The organism is Corallococcus carmarthensis, assembly GCF_003611695.1.
Taxonomy (GTDB): Bacteria; Myxococcota; Myxococcia; order Myxococcales; family Myxococcaceae; genus Corallococcus; species Corallococcus carmarthensis.
Genome location: NZ_RAWE01000229.1, coordinates 1 through 15,969, shown reverse-complemented (window position 1 = coordinate 15,969; position 15,969 = coordinate 1). Strand labels below are relative to the sequence as shown.

At 69.5% G+C, this 15,969-nt stretch carries 14 protein-coding genes; 4 read left to right on the top strand and 10 right to left on the bottom strand.

The genetic code is table 11. The features are described 5' to 3' along the window. Positions 1–145 precede the first annotated feature (145 nt). Complete coding sequence (locus D7X32_RS37185) at positions 146–358, top strand: hypothetical protein (protein ID WP_120607272.1); 213 nt, start codon at positions 146–148, stop codon at positions 356–358. A 179-nt stretch (positions 359–537) separates the two neighbouring features. Here D7X32_RS37185 and D7X32_RS37180 read toward each other — a convergent pair whose 3' ends face one another. The 3 genes from D7X32_RS37180 to D7X32_RS37170 form a co-directional block, all read right to left on the bottom strand. After that, positions 538–1,119 carry a hypothetical protein gene (locus D7X32_RS37180; protein ID WP_120607271.1) on the bottom strand — a complete coding sequence of 194 codons (582 nt, stop codon included), beginning with the start codon at positions 1,117–1,119 and terminating at the stop codon, positions 538–540. A gap of 228 nt (positions 1,120–1,347) precedes the next feature. Continuing rightward, the gene (locus D7X32_RS37175) at positions 1,348–2,127 is read right to left on the bottom strand and encodes a hypothetical protein (protein ID WP_147450411.1); all 780 of its coding nucleotides are present in this window, start codon (positions 2,125–2,127) and stop codon (positions 1,348–1,350) included. Between the two features lie 45 nt (positions 2,128–2,172). Beyond that, on the bottom strand, positions 2,173–4,698 hold the full coding sequence (locus D7X32_RS37170) for an efflux RND transporter permease subunit (RefSeq protein WP_244239396.1): 2,526 nt from the start codon (positions 4,696–4,698) through the stop codon (positions 2,173–2,175). Between the two features lie 380 nt (positions 4,699–5,078). On the opposite strand from D7X32_RS37170, the gene D7X32_RS37165 reads away from it, so the two are divergent. Both D7X32_RS37165 and D7X32_RS37160 read left to right on the top strand, forming a co-directional pair. Next, a complete protein-coding gene (locus D7X32_RS37165) occupies positions 5,079–7,562 on the top strand; it encodes an efflux RND transporter permease subunit (protein WP_120607269.1) in 2,484 nt (827 codons plus the stop codon). A gap of 196 nt (positions 7,563–7,758) precedes the next feature. Further along, on the top strand, positions 7,759–8,403 hold the full coding sequence (locus D7X32_RS37160) for a sterol desaturase family protein (RefSeq protein WP_120607268.1): 645 nt from the start codon (positions 7,759–7,761) through the stop codon (positions 8,401–8,403). 30 nt (positions 8,404–8,433) lie between these two features. Here the strand turns inward: D7X32_RS37160 and D7X32_RS37155 are convergent, their stop codons facing one another. From D7X32_RS37155 to D7X32_RS37130, 6 genes are all read right to left on the bottom strand, one after another. Further along, complete coding sequence (locus tag D7X32_RS37155; protein WP_120607267.1) at positions 8,434–9,015, bottom strand: protein-tyrosine phosphatase family protein; 582 nt, start codon at positions 9,013–9,015, stop codon at positions 8,434–8,436. A gap of 18 nt (positions 9,016–9,033) precedes the next feature. Then, on the bottom strand, positions 9,034–10,029 hold the full coding sequence (locus tag D7X32_RS37150; RefSeq protein ID WP_120607266.1) for a hypothetical protein: 996 nt from the start codon (positions 10,027–10,029) through the stop codon (positions 9,034–9,036). Beyond that, positions 10,019–11,263: a GtrA family protein gene (locus D7X32_RS37145; RefSeq protein ID WP_120607265.1), complete on the bottom strand. Its 1,245-nt coding sequence runs from the start codon at positions 11,261–11,263 to the stop codon at positions 10,019–10,021. The genes D7X32_RS37150 and D7X32_RS37145 overlap by 11 nt, the downstream gene beginning before the upstream one ends. Beyond that, positions 11,256–12,191 carry a phosphatase PAP2 family protein gene (locus D7X32_RS37140; RefSeq protein ID WP_120607264.1) on the bottom strand — a complete coding sequence of 312 codons (936 nt, stop codon included), beginning with the start codon at positions 12,189–12,191 and terminating at the stop codon, positions 11,256–11,258. Before D7X32_RS37140 ends, D7X32_RS37145 begins: the two co-directional genes overlap by 8 nt. Beyond that, positions 12,169–13,503 carry an inositol-3-phosphate synthase gene (locus D7X32_RS37135; protein ID WP_120607263.1) on the bottom strand — a complete coding sequence of 445 codons (1,335 nt, stop codon included), beginning with the start codon at positions 13,501–13,503 and terminating at the stop codon, positions 12,169–12,171. The genes D7X32_RS37140 and D7X32_RS37135 overlap by 23 nt, the downstream gene beginning before the upstream one ends. A 432-nt stretch (positions 13,504–13,935) precedes the next feature. Then, positions 13,936–14,457, bottom strand: coding sequence for a pyridoxamine 5'-phosphate oxidase family protein (locus D7X32_RS37130; protein WP_120607262.1), 522 nt, complete (start codon positions 14,455–14,457; stop codon positions 13,936–13,938). A gap of 166 nt (positions 14,458–14,623) precedes the next feature. On the opposite strand from D7X32_RS37130, the gene D7X32_RS37125 reads away from it, so the two are divergent. Beyond that, positions 14,624–15,118, top strand: a complete 495-nt coding sequence (locus tag D7X32_RS37125; protein WP_120607261.1) for a P-loop NTPase family protein — start codon at positions 14,624–14,626, stop codon at positions 15,116–15,118. A gap of 21 nt (positions 15,119–15,139) precedes the next feature. Here the strand turns inward: D7X32_RS37125 and D7X32_RS37120 are convergent. Further along, the coding region (locus D7X32_RS37120; RefSeq protein WP_244239395.1) for an aldo/keto reductase at positions 15,140–15,969 on the bottom strand (830 nt) is incomplete at its 5' end.

Genomic DNA, 15,969 nt, shown 5'->3' with positions numbered 1-15,969 from the left:
GGGCATGCGGGCGGGGGAGCGCCCGGTGTAGGCCTCCACGGCCCCGAGGGATGCCAGCGAGCAGCCCGGCCAGGGTTCCCCTTCCTGAAGGCATGCGGAAACCCCCAAGCCGCCCCACCCTGAAGGAGGAAAGGAGGCGTTCGTCATGAGCAAGAAGGACGTGCTGCACATTCCCCTGGAGGGGCTGCCTCCCGCGCCGGCGCGCGAAGCCGGGACGGAGGACGAACGGCATGAGCGTCACTTGCCGTCCACCTTCGACCCGGGTGGCGGTCCCGGCAATGGCCCGGGTGACAACGGGAGTCCGCGGATCATCGAACCGGTGGGCCAGCCCTGGTCGCCGGGCGTCAAGGTGACCTGATCATCCAGGCCTGGCTGTCTCCATGACCCCGCTGACGCCTTCAGGGCGTCGGCGGGGTCTTGTTGTTCGTGCGTTGGCCAGACGCTGGAAACGGAAGAAGCGCCCGCGACCCCGGAGGGTCACGGGCGCTTCCGGAGCCACCGTGCCGCCGTGGGTGTCACGGCGGCGGGTGGGCAGGGCTAGCGCGTGGTGCCGTTGTTGGGCGCCATGGTGCCCGTGGAGTCCGGCACCGGCGTGGTCATGTTGCCCTTCGTGCCGGAGCTGTTCGGATCCAGCGTGGAGTCGTTGGGCAGGCTGCTGTCGTCCGGGGTGGCGCTGTCGTCCGCCGGATCCATGCCGGAGCCGCCCGTGCCCGGCTCGGTCATCTCGCCGTCGTGCACGCCGGGCTCGGCCTCGCCGGTGCCCGCGCCGCCGGTGCCCGGATCCATGTTGCTGTCGTTGCTGGCGGGCGGCAGCGTGGAGTCATCCGTCGTGCCGGAGCCGCCGGTGTCCACGTCCGAGGGAGGCATCGTCGAGTCCTGCGACGTGCTGCCCGTGTCGTAGCCGGAGCCGCCGCTGCTGGGCGGCGGCGTGGTGGTGGTGCCGGAGCCCGACGTGTCCGTCCCGGTGCCGCTGGAGTCCGTGGGCATGGTGGAGTCGGAAGCCGGCGTCGGCTCGGTGCCGCGCGTCGCGGACTGATCCGACTTACATCCCGTGCCGAGCGCCAGCGCGCCCGCGAGAACCGCCGCCACCGTCAGCTGGGTCTTCAGGAACTTCTTCATGTGGATTCCCCCGATAGGAGTCTGACTGCTTGAAAGGTCTCGACTTCCTGCTGGACCGAAGGTGAGCAGGCCCGCGGAGGTGTGCAGGGGTGGCTCATCCGCCTGCCTGCTCGGGGAACGGCGCAGGTGGGTGGAATGGGAGGGTTGCCTTGACGAAGCCGTCTCTCGGAATGCAAGCGCCCGGGACCCGGGTGCGTTGCAGCGCCGACCCCTGAAAGCGCGGGGCTCTCAGGGGCCCACGGTGCCGTTGGTCACGTTGCCACCACCCAGTGGCGTCACGGAGTTGCTGGACGTGTTGCTGTCCGGCGACAGCGTGGTGCCCGCCGCGCCTGGCGCCGTGGTGCCGGTGGCGGGAGGCAGCACCGTGCCGGTGGCGGGAGGCAGCACCGCGCCGCCCGTGGCGGGAGGAATGACCGCGCCCTGACTGGAGGTGGTGCCGATGGCGCCGCCCGTCACCGTGCTGCCCGTGGGCGGCAACACCGCGCCCGTGCCGGAGGTGGCGCCCATGGCGCCGGGTATCGCGGTGCCCGTGGCGCCCATGGCGCCGGGTATCGCGGTGCCCGTCGTGCCCGTGGCGCCCATCGTGCCCGGAGCCGTCGTGCCCGTCGTCGGAGGCAGCACCGCGCCCATGGTGGCGGTGGAGCCCGTCGAACCCGCGATGGTGGTGCTCGTGTTGGGAGGAATCACCGCGCCCGTTCCCGTCACGGTGTCGGAGGCGGTGCCGGTGATGGACGGCGGCGCGGTGTACGGCTGTGGGAGCACGGCGCCCGTGCCGCTGCCGCCCGTGCCCGGGTTGGTCGTGGCGCTGGGGTCGCCCAGGGGCTCCGTGTACGGACTCCCGATGGGGCTGCCCGCGGGAGCGTTGATGGCGGAGGTCCCAGGGGCGGCCCCCGGGTTCGGTTGGCTCGTGGTGATGGCGCCCGCGGAGTTCGGATCCACCTGGGCGTTCGCGGAGCCCAGCGCCAGGGTGCCGGCCGCCAGGCTCATCCAGATCCATTGCTGAGACATCTTCCGCTCCTTGCCAGTGTGCGGCCGGGCGGACGACGCCTCGGCCTAAGGGGAGGGCGTGGGCCGCTGAGGACCCTGGCCTTCATCCATGAGGTGCTCACCCCGGGGACGGGAGGAAACCGCACGGTGGCGCCGCTTGCGCTCGGAGAGCACCAGCAGCAGCGCGGGGAAGGTCACCAGCATGATGAGCAGGTTCATGCCGAACCCCACGTTCGCCAGGGCCCCGATGGAGTTGAGGCCCGGGTGGTCCGCGAGGAGCAGCGCGCCAAAGCCCACCGCGCTCGTAAGCAGGCCGCCGCAGATGGCCTTGCCCGTCTCCGAATACACCCGCACGAAGTCACTGCGCGGCGACGCGAGCCGCGTGATGAGGTGCACGCCCGCGTCCACCGTCGTCCCGATGAGCACCGGGATGACCAGGATGTTGAGGTAGTTGAACTCCATGTGCAGCAGCGGCATCAGCCCCAGCACCGCGAACAGCGACACCGCCGTGGGCATCAGGCACAGGAGCGCGGTGCGCAGCCCGCCCAACGTCACCCACATCGCCACCAGCACCGTGAGCGTCGAGCCCATCAGGATGAACGGCGCTTCGTGCGCCACCATGTTCACGATGTCCGCCTGCACCATCGCTTCGCCGGCCACCACCGCGGTCTGGCCATCCGGCAGCTTCACTCCGCGCACCTCCTTCGCCATCCGGCGCATGGCCTTGCCGTCGGACTGATCCGCGGACGGATACACCAGCACGAAGCCGGTGCCCGGGCCGTCGCGTCCCTCGAACTGCTGGCGCACGCTGTCCGGCAGGTCCGCCTCGGTGAAGGGCCGCGCCTGCACCTGCCCGCGCAGCTCCGCCAGCTGCTGGCCCTGCTCCGGAGTGAGCTGGTTTTCGGGCACGCTCTTCAAGAGCTTCCCGATGTCCTTCAGGATGACCTGCTTCTCCTGCTGCCGCTCCGGCACGAGGCTCGCGAGCGACGCGACGAAGTCCACCGTGGAGTCCGCGCCCCGCTGCTGCTTGCGCGCCTGGATTTGCCGGACGACGGCTGCTTCCTCCTCGCGGGAGTTCGTGAGCACCACCAGCGGGACCTGCGAATAGCCGATGAGCTGGTTGACCACGCGGTCCAGGACGAATGAAGGCAGACGCTGGTCCTGCAGCGAGGAGATGTCGTAGTCGAACCTCAGGCGCGGAAGCTGCGTGAGCAGGCCCGCCACGATGAGCGCGGACATGAGGGTGAGCAGTCCGCGCCGGTGGGTGATGACGCGGCCCAGGGGCGCCTCCACCTTCTCCGTGGAGGACGCTCGCGGCACCCAGCCCCAGTGCGACACCAGCCCCAGCACCGCGGGCAGCACCAGCACGTACGCGAGGATGAGCACCAGCATGCCCACGCCCGCGATGACGCCGAACTCGCGGAACGCCCGGAGCTGGGACGTGCCCAGAATGAAGAAGGTGAGCGCCGCCACCAGCGCGGACACCAGCGCCGCGCCCCCCGTGTGCGTGAAGGACTCGCGCGTGGCCTCCTCGGAGGACCTGCCCTCTCCACGCAAGGCGAGGTACCGCCCCAAGAGGTGGATGCCGTGCTCCACGCCCAGGCCGCCCAGGATGGCGCCCAGGAAGGCCGTCAGGAGATTGACCTGCCCGTACGCCACGCCCACCAGGCCGTACGTCCACGCGAGGCCCGCGCCCACCGGCGCCAGCACCAGCCCCACCGCGAGCACGCTGCGGAAGTGCAGGAGCAGGTAGAGCAGCACCAGCACCGTGGCCACCGTCGAGGACACCGCCACGTCGCGGGTGATCTGCGACTGCTGATCCATCTTCTTCTGGAACGACCCGGTGATCTCCGTGTGGAAGCCCGGTCCGTACTTCGACAGGTCCTGCTGCCGCAGCACGCCCTGCACCTCGCCCACGATTTGGCGTGAGTAGGTGAGGTCCGCGGACGACGTCTCCGGCTTGGCCAGCAACACCACGCGGCGCGCGGCGGGATCCAGGTAGTAGTCACTGGGATGGCTGGACAGGCGCGTCACCGCGCCGCCGGCGTACTTCTTCTCCAGGTCGCTGAAGTCCAGCGACGGGGCGGGTTCGTCGTCCAGCGAAACGAAGAGCGGGTTGGCACGCTGCCGCTCCCACGTGAGGCGCGCGTCGATGCGGCGCTCCACCTCCTTCAAATCTTCTGGCGACAGGAAGTAGAGCGCATGGCTCCGGAAGAAGCTGCTGGGGCGGGTGATCTCCACGTAGCGGATGCCCGGCAGCGCCTCCAGCTTCGGCGCCAGGTCGTCCGCGAACCGCTGGAGCTGCGCCGGATCTCCGTCCTCGCCCACCACCACCACCCACCCCTGCGCGCCGAAGCGCTCCTCCAGGGTGTGGATGGCCTGCACGCTCTCGAAGGACTGGGGCAGCAGGTTCACCAGGTTCGCGTTGAGGGACAGGTGGCGCGCGGCCAGCAGGCCCATGACGGAGAGCAGGAGCGCACAGACGAGCGCGATGACAGGGCGGCGGTGGTTGTGCGCGGCCAGCGCACCCATCGCGTGCTCCAGCCGGTGCATCCACGAGCGCTCCGCGGGTGAAGACGGGGGTGAGGGCATCGACCGGGCCTCCCAGGGGCGCCTGCTTCCTGGCAGGGCCTGTGTCGAAGCAAAAGCTGGCCATCCCTCAATCCCCCTGCATGTCGGTGCGGAGGCACGGCCCGCCCGTACGCCCAGCACCAGGAGAGGGTGGGGCAAAATGCCTCAATTCTCAGAGGGAAGCCGATCCCCTGGCATGGCGCGCGCTGGGGCGGCATACATGGCGCGGTTCAGGCCGTGCTGCCTTTGTTCCCCGGGTCAGGCATGCGGCCAGCGGAGGCCCCGGGCCGGTGCCTGGACGCACGGTGGCTCGGGGCATATACGCGTGAGCAACCCGGTTCGTTCGGGCTCAAGGTTGCCCCTGCCGTCACGGCGCGGGCTTTCAGCAGGAAATCACATCCATGAGTGAGACGCGGTGGTCCGGACGGTTCGAGGCGGCGATGGGCTCCCTGGCGGCCCGCAGCCACCAGCGGCCCTGGGTGGCGCTGTTCGTGACGCTGGTGCTGACGGGCCTGGGAGGCTTCTTCGCGCGAGACCTGCGCCTCAACGCGGACCTGGCGAACCTGCTGCCCAAGTCGTTCCCGTCCGTGCAGGACCTGGAGAAGCTGCGCACGCGCTTCGGCGGCATGGGCAACGTGGTGGTGGCCGGCATTGGCGCGGAGCCGGAACAGCTCAAGCAGTTCGTGGATGACATGGCGCCGAAGCTGGCGACGCTGTCGGAGATCCGCTTCGTCAACGCGCAGCGGCCCAGCCAGTTCTTCGACGAGCACGGCCTCTACTACGTGGACCTGCCGGACCTGAAGACCATCCAGGAGCGCATCGACGCGCGCTTCGCGTGGGAGAAGGAGCAGGCCAACCCGCTCTTCGTGCGGCTGGAGGAGGAGCCTCCCCCGTCGCTGGACTTCAGCGACATCCAGAAGAAGTACACCGGCGGCGCGAACATGCGGCTCGCGGGGCAGGGTGGCCTGTACTACCTGGATCCGCAGGAGCGCATGGTGGTGATGCTGCTCAAGGCGAAGGGCTCCTCCGCGGACCTGGGCTACTCCAAGACGGTCATCGCCCAGGTGCAGGACTACCTGGCGAAGCAGGACCTGTCGAAGTACGGCCCCGGCTTCCACACGGAGATCACCGGCACGTTCAAGAAGAAGATCGACCAGCAGGCGGTCATCACCGGCGACCTGGCGCGCGCGTCCACGCTGGCCCTGGTGCTGCTGCTGGCCTACCTCATCTTCCACTTCCGCAGCGCGCTGTCCGTGGGCCTCACCATGGTGCCGGTGATCGCGGGCCTCGCGTGGACCTACGGCTTCGTGGGCATCGCGTACGGGCAGGTGAATCTGCTCACGGGCTTCCTCGCCGCGGTGCTGGGCGGCCTGGGCGTGGAGCACGGCATCCACCTCTTGGGGCGGTGGGGCACGCTGCGCTCGGAGGGCATGACGTCGGAGGAGGCGGTGCGCGAGACGTTCAGGCACACGGGCTTCTCCGCGCTCATCTCCGCGCTGGTGGCGGCGCTCACGTTCCTGAGCCTGTCGTGGTCGGAGTTCAGGGCGTTCCACGAGTTCGGCGTCATCGCGGCGGTGGGCATGCTGGTGAGCGTGGCGTCGTACCTGCTCATCCTGCCGGCGCTCCTGGGGCTGGTGTCGCGAGTGGGCTGGGTGCCGCGCGAGCACCAGTCGCAGTCGGGGCCCATGGCGATCCTGGCGCGCTTCCTGCCGCGCCGTTACCGCGCGGTGGCGCTGGTGCTTGGCGTGGCGCTGGTGGGGCTCATCAGCCAGGCGTACCGGGTGACGTTCAACTACGACTCCACGAAGCTGGATGACGTGTCGTTGCCGAGCGTGCGGCTGGACCGGCGCATCGACCACATCCTGGGCTATTCGGCGACGCCGGTGGTGGTGCTGACGGACACGGAGGGGATGGAGCGCGAGGTCGTGAACCAGCTCCAGGCGCGCAAGGCGAAGTACGGCAAGGACTCCACCATCGACTTCGTGGGCGCGCTGGAGGACCTGGTGCCCCAGCACCAGGAGGAGAAGCACGCGCTGCTCCAGTCCATCCACCAGAAGCTCCAGCGCATCGACCCGGAGCGCGTGGAGAAGGCCCAGCGCGAGGACCTGCTGCGCGCGGTGAGGATGACGGCCGCGAAGCCCTTCGCGCGTGAAGACCTGCCGGTGAGCCTGCGCCGCCAGTTCGAGCCCGCGGCCGGCCAGAAGGGCGGCGTGGTGCTGGTCTACGCGAACGTGAGCCTGTCGGACGGCGTGGGCACGCGGCGCTTCACCAAGGAGGTGCGCAACCTCCAGATGCCGGACGGCAGCCAGGTGTCCGCGGCGGGCGAGGCGCTCATCCTGGCGGACATCCTGGACATGGTGGCCTCCGAGGGGCCGCGCATCCTGGTGGCCGCGGTGGTCAGCGTCTTCCTGGCGATGTGGCTGACGCTGGGCAGCCTGCGCAACGCGGTCATCTGCATGCTGCCCACGCTGCTCTCCATCGCGGCGCTGGTGGGCCTGATGGCCATCCTGGGCCTCCAGTTCAACTACCTGAACATCGTGGTCATCCCGGTGCTCATCGGGACGACGGTGGACGCGGGCGTGCACCTGATTGAGCGCCTGGGCGAACCGGGAGCGGACTTCACCACCGTGTACGCGGAGACGGGCCGGGCCATCACCGGCGGCCTGCTCACGAGCGCCATCGGCTTCCTGGCGCTGGTGTTCGCCAAGCACCCGGGCCTCAACTCCATTGGCGACCTGGCCAACCTGGGCTTCGCGGTGAACATGATCATCGTGCTGGTGGGCTTCCCGGCGCTCCTCCTGCTGGTGGACCGCTGGCGCAACAAGCACGGCGCCGCGACGACCCAGGCTGGCGGCGACGGAACCGAGCACCCCGCGGAGAGCTGAGGCGCGGCAGTAGACCCGTGCAGGCAAGGAGGCCCCGGCACAGCGCGCCGGGGCCTTTTTCATTGCGTCCGGAGGGGCCTGGGCCCATCCGCAAGGCGACACTGCGGAGGGACGAACGGGCATGGGCACCCGGGGGGCCCCGGCCCAATCTTCGTCCAGTATGGGGCGCCCATACTTCAGGCATCAATCCGGCCGGATGTTCGAGAACGCCTTCATGGAGGCGGCCTCGAAGCTGCACCCCGCGGTGCCGGTCCTCCTCTACATCCCGCTCACGCTGGGCCTGCTCGGGTGGGGCCTGTACGGAGGACGGACGACGGTGGGGATGAGCGTGCTGTTCATCCCGCTGGGGCTGCTGACGTGGATCCTCATGGAGTACGGCATCCACCGGTACTTCTTCCACTGGGAGGGCAAGGGTCCGTTCACCCAGCGGGTGCACGAGATTGCCCACGGCTACCACCACAAGTACCCGGACGACGCCCAGCGCCTGGTGATGCCGCTCATCGTCACCATCCCGCTGTCCTCGCTCATCGGCGGGCTGCTGTGGCTGGTGGGCCGCCCGGCGCAGATGCTCCCGTACTTCATTGGCATCGTCTGGGGCTACGTGGCCTACGACACCCTCCACTGGGCCACGCACCACCGCACGCCGCGCACGGCGTGGGGCAAGGCGCTTCGCGCGCACCACATGGCGCACCACTTCGCGACGCCGGACCGCAACTTCGGCATCAGCAACATGTGGATGGACATGCTGATGGGGAGCGGCGGAAGGCGCCGCAAGCTCGCCGGGAAGGAAGCGTCAGGGCAGGGGGCTCCTCCCAGGGAGGGCTCCGGCGCGAAGACGTGAGGCGCGGAACGGGGGAGGGCACCCCCGCTGCTACGCGGCCTTCTCCGGCACGCCCGTCCACGCGGCCACGAAGTCCGCGAGTCCCCGCAGCTGCCGGTCGTTCAGCGTCGCCTGCCAGCGCGCGTGGCGCACCGCCCGGTACGCCTCCGGTGCGTCCCAGCCGCGCGCCACCATCACCGCCAGCCCCATCAGCGGACCGCGCCCCACGCCGTGCTCGCAGTGCGCGTACAGCACGCCGCCCGCGTCCAGGCGGGGCAGCGCCCAGCGCACCCCTTCCGAGAGCTGCTCCACCGACGGCGGATAGCGGTCCGTCACCGGCAGGCTCAAGAGCTCGATGCCCAGCGCCGCCAGCGCCTGGCGGTCGTCACAGCGCTCCGCGCGCAGGTCGATGACACAGGTGATGCCCCGGTCCTTCAGCTCGCCGTAGCGCGCGCGGGACACGCTGCCGCCCACGTGCAGCCACGGGTTCACCTGGGACACGTTGAGGGCGCGCTTGCCGGGGAGCTTGGTGGTCCACTCCACCCCGCGCGCCACCACCCGCAGCACCTGCTTGCGCACGAACCCCCGGACGCCGGGGACGTGATGCACCGACCGAAGCAACGACTCGCTCACGCGGAAATCCCCTGCCTGCTACTCGCCTTCCACCGACACTTCCATCAACCCGTCCACCGGCGCCTTGCCCGGACGCTCCATCACGCCCCGGAGCAGGTACGTCACCGGCGAGCCCACCACCGGCCGCACCAATCCGCCCAGCATGCCCAGCGACTCCACCGGCGCGCTGCGCTGGAGCAGCGACGTCCCCTTGAGCGTCACCGCCGGCTTGCCGTCGCGGTCGGTGAACTCCGCCCGCCACGTGCTCTTCTCCTTCGTTCCCGTCTGCGTCACCGTGAAGGACTCCAGGAGCCGCGCTTCCCCCTTGTCCTCCCAGAGGTACACGGGCGCGTAGTCGCCCTCCTGCCCCTCGCGCCCCAGCACCACCGCGTACGGCGGGCCCTTGAGCACGCGGAAGCGCACCCAGCGCTTCGCCAGCTTCGCCGGCGCCACCGTGCTGCGCGAGTGGTCCACGTACCCGCCGCCCGTCAGCGTCACCGCCTCCCGCAGGGGCACGCGGAGCGTCACCTTCACGGGGCTGCCGGCCACCAGCACCTCGTGGCGGTAGCGGTCCTTGCCGTTCTCCACCACGGAGCCCTCAGGCGACCACGGCTCGGGCTTGCGCGCGTACTCCAGCTTCACCCGGCCGTTGTCCAGGGGCGCTTCCACCGTCAGGCCCTTGTCCGTCGCCCGGGCGGAGCACTCGCCGATGGTCAGCGTGTCCAGGGCCGGGTCATAGCCCCAGTCATTCGCCCCCAGGCGCTTCTGCGGCGCCCAGACCGGCTTGCCCGGCTGCAGCACCGTGACGCGGCAGATGCCCGTGCGCGACCCCGGGCCGATGTTCGTCACCGACAGGTTCACCGTCACATAGGTGCCGTCGTCCGCATCCGCCACGAAGGTGAAGCTCTCTCCGTACCGGTCGCTGGAGTTGTAGGACAACCCCAGCACGCCGCCCGCCGCCGCCACCCCTGGAAGCGAAACCAGGGCCCCCACCAGCAGGGCCCTCAAGCCGCGGGCGAGCGTGTCACGCCGCATGGGGCCGCTGCTCCATGAGCTCTTCCGACGCGTGGTCGTTGAACACGTAGTCGCGCTGCAGGGGCAGGTTCCACGCGAAGTACACCACCCCGCGCACCACCCACCACCCCAGCGTGTACGCCAGCTGCGGGTGCAGCGTGAGCAGCGCCACGCCGCCCGCGTTGAGCAGCGCGCTGGTCGCGCTCACCAGCGTGTAGCGCGCCAGCTGCGGCGCCACCGCCCCGTTGCTGCGGAAGGTGATGACCCGGTTGATGGAGTAGTTCACCACGCCGCCCAGCACGCAGCCGGCCACCGTGGCCCACACCGGGGAGAGGCCCGCCCACTCCACCATGGCCAGCACCGCGGCGAAGTCCACCACCGTGGCGATGGCGCCCGCCGCCGCGTTGAAGCCGAACAGCGCCACGTTCGAGCGCGGCTGCACCGGCTTCTTGGGCGTCAGCGCCGCCACCAGCGTGCGGAAGCGCGCCACCGCCGTGACGTTGCTCAGGATGGCCACGAACACGAGGCCCGCCACCGCCAGCCAGTGCATGGGGTGCTTCTGCTCCGGCCAGAACAGCGCCTCCAGGATGGGGGACAGCGCCGTGCCCACGCCCAGGAACAGCACCCGCTCCAGCCGCTGCATCGCGCCGTCGCGCACGCTCACGCCCAGGCCTTCACCCTTGGCGCGCACGTACGGCACCAGCGAGGAGCCCAGCAGCGCCCCCAGCGCGGGCAGGAGCACCCAGGTGTCCCGGTAGTACCAGGCCAGGCCCATCAGCATCGCGGAGTCCACGTAGCGGTCCAGCACGGAGTCCAGCGCCGCGCCCGCGGGGTTGGCCTCCTTGCGGGTGCGCGCCACGCGGCCGTCCATCACGTCCAGCACGCCCGCCAGCAGGAACAGCCAGCCGCCCAGCGCGAAGCGGCCCGCCGCCACCGCCACGCCGGACGACACGCCCAGCAGGCCGGACAGCATGGACAGCGCGTTGGCCGGGAGGCCGGAGCGCAGCAGCACCCGCCACAGCGGCTGGATGACCCAGAAGAAGTAGTGGCGCAGGAAGAAGCCCACCAGCACCGACTTGCCACGCGTCAGCGTCTCCGCGTCCCTCGGGATGCCCTTGATGGCGCACCGGATACAGAAGAGCACCAGCCCCACGAGGAAGTAGGCGACCGCGAAGAGCGCGGGCGCCAGCGCGGTCCAGATGCGCGCCGAGGGGGACAGGTCTCCACTCAGCAAGGCCAGGACGTTGTCATGCACGGGTGTTTCCTCCAGACGGCAGGGACACGGGCGCCACTCCTGGCGCTTCCATGGCCCGTCTTGCGAAGACAGCCCTCACGGCGACGAAGGCCGCGACCGCCGCGGTGACTCCCGCGAGCACGTCGAGGACGTAGTGGTGCGTGAGGTAGATGGCGGAGAAGGCGACGAGCACCGCGAACAAGATCGTGCCCACCCGCCAGGCGGGGCCCTTGTGCCACAGGACGAGCACCATCATCAGCGGGTAGGCCGCGTGCAGCGACGGCATGGCCCCGAAGACGTTGGGGTTGCGGGCGTAGAAGTTCGCGAAGTAGTGGATGCCGAAGTAGGCGTCGAAGCGCGCGGTGCCCGCCGGACTGGGTGGCGCCGCCAGGTTCGCGAGCCCCGGCCCGTACTTCAGGACGTACCAGGGGGGCGCCGCGGGGTAGAGCACGTAGACGACGACGCCAATGGCGTTCACCACGAAGAAGGCCCAGCAGAGCTGTTCGAAGCGCGCGTCCTTCTTGAAGAAGAACCACAGCGCCACGAGGAAGACCTCATAGATGTAGGCCGCGTAGGCGAAGCCGCACAGCAGGTCCAACAGCGTGTTGGGGTGACGCGACCACCACTCGGGCCAGTGCGTGGCTCCCGGGGCGGGGAACAGCAGCTTCTCCAGGTTCCACAGGTCGCCGGTGTGGATGGTGCCGCGCACCCCCAGCCACAGCGCCTGGCTGTCCAGGATCATGCCGGTCAGCCACAGCGGGAACGCGCCGCGGAGGAACCGCCGCGGGCCGGCGCCGGCCCAGGCCAGCACCACCAGCAGCAGGTCCGCCGCGACGTGCTCCCACCGGACGCGGCCGGTGGCGACCACCAACGCGAAGTGGCCCGCCGCCAGGACGGTGACGAGCCACTTGAACGCGGAGTCGTTCTTAGCGGGCGAGCGGGAGGTCATCCCCGTAGTAGTCCAGCCCCAGGTGGGTGATGGGCTCTTCGCCCGCGACGACGCGCAGCGTGTTCTTCAGCTTGGTCAGCTGGATGAACAGGTCGTGCTCCACCGGCAGGCCCGGGTGGGCCATGGGGCTCTTGAAGTAGAAGGACATCCACTCCTGGATGCCACGCCACTCCAGCCGCTTCGCCAGGTCCAGGAACAGCGCGATGTCCAGCACCAGCGGCGCCGCCAGGATGGAGTCGCGGCAGAGGAAGTTGACCTTGATCTGCATCGGGTAGCCCAGCCACCCGGTGATGTCGATGTTGTCCCAACCCTCCTTCGCGTCGCCGCGGGGCGGGTAGTAGTGGATCGACACCTTGTGCGAGTACTTGTTGTACAGCTCCGGGTACAGGTCCGGCTGCAGGATGGTGTCGAGCACGCTCGACTTGGTGACCTCCTTGGCCTTGAAGGCCTGGGGATCATCCAGCACCTCGCCGTCGCGGTTGCCCAGGATGTTGGTGGAGAACCACCCCTCCAGGCCCAGCATGCGCGCCTTGAGCGCGGGCGCGATGACGGTCTTCATCATCGTCTGGCCGCTCTTGAGGTCACGGCCCGCGATGGGAGCGCCCTCCTGCTTCGCCAGCTCCTGCAGCGCCGGCGTCTCCACGCTGGCGTTCGGCGTCGCGTTGGCGAACGGCACGCCTTCCTTGATGGCCGCGTAGGTGTACAGCGCCGTCGGGTTCACATCCGGGCTGTTGGCGTCCAGCGCCTTCTCGAAGTTGGCCAGCGACTGGAAGGCCTCCGGCATCGGGCGGAAGGTCTCCACGCTGCTGCACACCACCATCACGGCGCGCTTGGCGTTGAGCTCCTTCTTGAAGTCCCGGATGTCCTGGCGGATGGCCTCGATGCTCTCGCGGTGCGTCTTGGTGGCCTTGATGTGGTTGGCCGCGATGCGCCGCACGAACTCCGGATCATGCACGCCCTGCTTGGGCTTGATGCCCTGCAGGAAGGGCTTCACCTGCTCCAGGTGCTTGTCGTTCAGCACGCCAGAGCGAACGGCCACCTGGTAGGCGTCCTCGCTGATGATGTCCCACGCGCCGAAAACGACGTCTTCCAACGTGGCCAGCGGCACCAGGTCCTTGAGCTTCACGGTGCGGCCGTCGGTGCGCTTGCCCAGACGAGCCGTGCCCATCTGCGTGAGCGAGCCGATGGGGGCGCCCTTGCCCTGCCGCGCAAGCTCCACACCCGCCATCAGCGTGGTGGAAACCGCGCCCAGGCCCGGGATGAGCACCGCCAGCTTTCCCTCGGGCTTCGCGACTTTCTTCTTGTTCTCCATCGTCCTGATTCCTTCAAAAGGCGGGAAATTCGCTCCGCCCGTATGAGCGTCTCCGAGTCCGTCCATCCGGCGCCGGCAACGCTGCCGGACGGAAGGTGGAAAATCTCGAAAGCGGATGGTTGATACTCTAAACCGTCGGTCACTTCAACGTGATGTGCGGACGGTTCCCGGCTCGTACCACGGTGTCGGCCGGCTGCATGACTCGGGCCGAGGGTGGGTTACAAGCCAGGACGAACGGCGCTGTCAGAGAAACAGCAACCGCCGGACAAAAGTCTCACCCACCACGGCGGGCTCCCTCGGGGGCGCTCGCCGGGTGGGTCCGGGTGGTACGGGTCTGAGGCTGTCCTGCTTTCACACACCCCCTGACACACGTGTCAGGTTTTGAGAGCGTGGGAGCCGCCGGGTCTCCGGCGGCCCCGTTCGGGTTCCCGGTCAGTTGCGGCGGGGGGCGCCCCGGTCGAGCTTCTGGTTGTCGCCCGGCTGGTACTTCTCGCCGGTGAGGACGGCTTTCACGAACCCGACCAGCTGGACCCTCTTGCTGTTGGGCGTGTCCCAGTACTCGGCCTTTTCGACGGAGACGCGCAGCAGGGCCAGGTTCGGATCATCCAGCCCCTGGGGGAACCAGGCCTTGAGGGACGGGTTCCACAGCTCCTTCGCCTTGGCCTTGTCGCGGATCAGCTGGCAGCGGCCGCTGACGGACACGTACCGGTCCCGCGTGGGGTCGGAGTAGGCGAGGCTGACATGGTGGTCCTTCTGCACCTCGTCCACCTTGTGGGTGTGGTCGTTGGTGAAGAACCACAGCTCGCCGTCGAAGTCCTTGTCGTAGGTCCACATCGGCCGGCTGCGCAGGCTGCCGTCGCTGTCCACGGTCGTCATCATCGCGACCTTGATGCCGTGGATGAGCTTGCCCAGGTGCTCCACCACGTCTTGGGGACTCTTCGTCGTCGTCGTCATGTGCTCGCCTCCCTTGGCGGTTGAAGGTAGGCAGCGGTCGGGCGGCGAACACCGGCCGCGCCGCCAGGTCGGCACCCCGGCAGCCGGGCGTGTGATAGGGGGGCGTGCGGGCCCACTCGCTTGTTTCTCCCCAGGGAACGAGGCGTGACGGCCGGGAGCGACACGGATGCTGAAGACCGCGTGGAACGAGTGGAGCCTGAAGGCGCTGCAGTTGGAGACGGCCCTGCTGGCGCTGGAGGAGATTGAGCTGCCGGACGCGATGCACGCGCTCCAGGACGCGGCCCAGCAGAAGCTGCTGGAGCTGGCGCGGGCATGGCACAAGACGCAGCCCGCGAAGGAGCCCCGCCAGTGGAAGCGCGAGGAGACCGCGGGCGGCACTCCGCGCGACGAGGAGCTGGCGGATCTGGTGAAGGGCTTCCGCGAGGACGGCAAGACCTGGACGCTCTACCGGCTCACCAGCGACAAGAAGGAAGTGGTGGAGACCCTCGTGTCGGAAGGGCGCGCGTGCATGGCGGCGGGTGGCGAGTACTACCTGGGCCAGTGGGACGCGGAAGAGAGCGTGCTGGAGGTGGGGCGCGACGACGAGGCCGGCGAGCCCGGCACCGGGCTGGTGCTGGAGCCGGGCGGGGAGCTGCGCTACTCGCCGTCACCTGACCTGTAGGCGACTTGCAGGCGGCTGCGCTCACGACTCGAACAGCTTCACCATCCGCGCGCGCAGCTTCTCGTCGGGGAGCCGTCCGAAGCCCGCCTTCACGTTGTCCTCCAGGTGGGCGGGATCGGACGTCGCGGGGATGGGGCAGTTCACGGCGGGGTGGCCCAGGATGAACTTGAGGAAGAACTGGGCCCAGCTTCCGCAGTCGAACTCCGCGGCCCAGTCCGGCAGGGGTCGGCCCTTCATCTTGCGGAAGAGGTTGCCCTTGTCGAAGGGCTCCATGACGAGGACGGCCACGCCGTGCTCCTTCGCCGCGGGCAGCAGGCGCGCTTCGGCGTCGCGCATCGCGAGCGAGTAGGGCAGCTGCACGAAGTCCAGCTTGCTGGATTTGATGTGCTTCTCCAGGTCGTCGAAGGCGCTGCGCAGGTAGTGGGTGACGCCCACGTAGCGGATCTTCTTCGCGGCCTTCAGTTCGCGCAGCACGGGCAGGTGCACGTCCACGTCCAGCAGGTTGTGCACCTGCATCAGGTCCATGCGGCCGTGGCCCATCTTCTGGAGGGACGCCTGGATCTGCGCCGCGCCCTCCGCCTTGCCGCGCGTCCAGACCTTGGTGGCGAGGAACGGCGTCTTCTCCTGACCGGACTGTTTGAGCAGGTCGCCCACGACGACCTCGGAGCGGCCGTACATGGGGGAGGAGTCGATGAGGCGCGCTCCGGAGGCGAAGAACTTCTGGAGGACCTGGGCCAGGGGGGCGCGTTCGTTCGCGGCGCCGCCTGCGTCGAAGGTCTGCCAGGTGCCCATGCCGATGACGGGCAGGGCTTCGCCGGAGCTGGGGATGGGGCGGGTGAGCATGCGGGGAC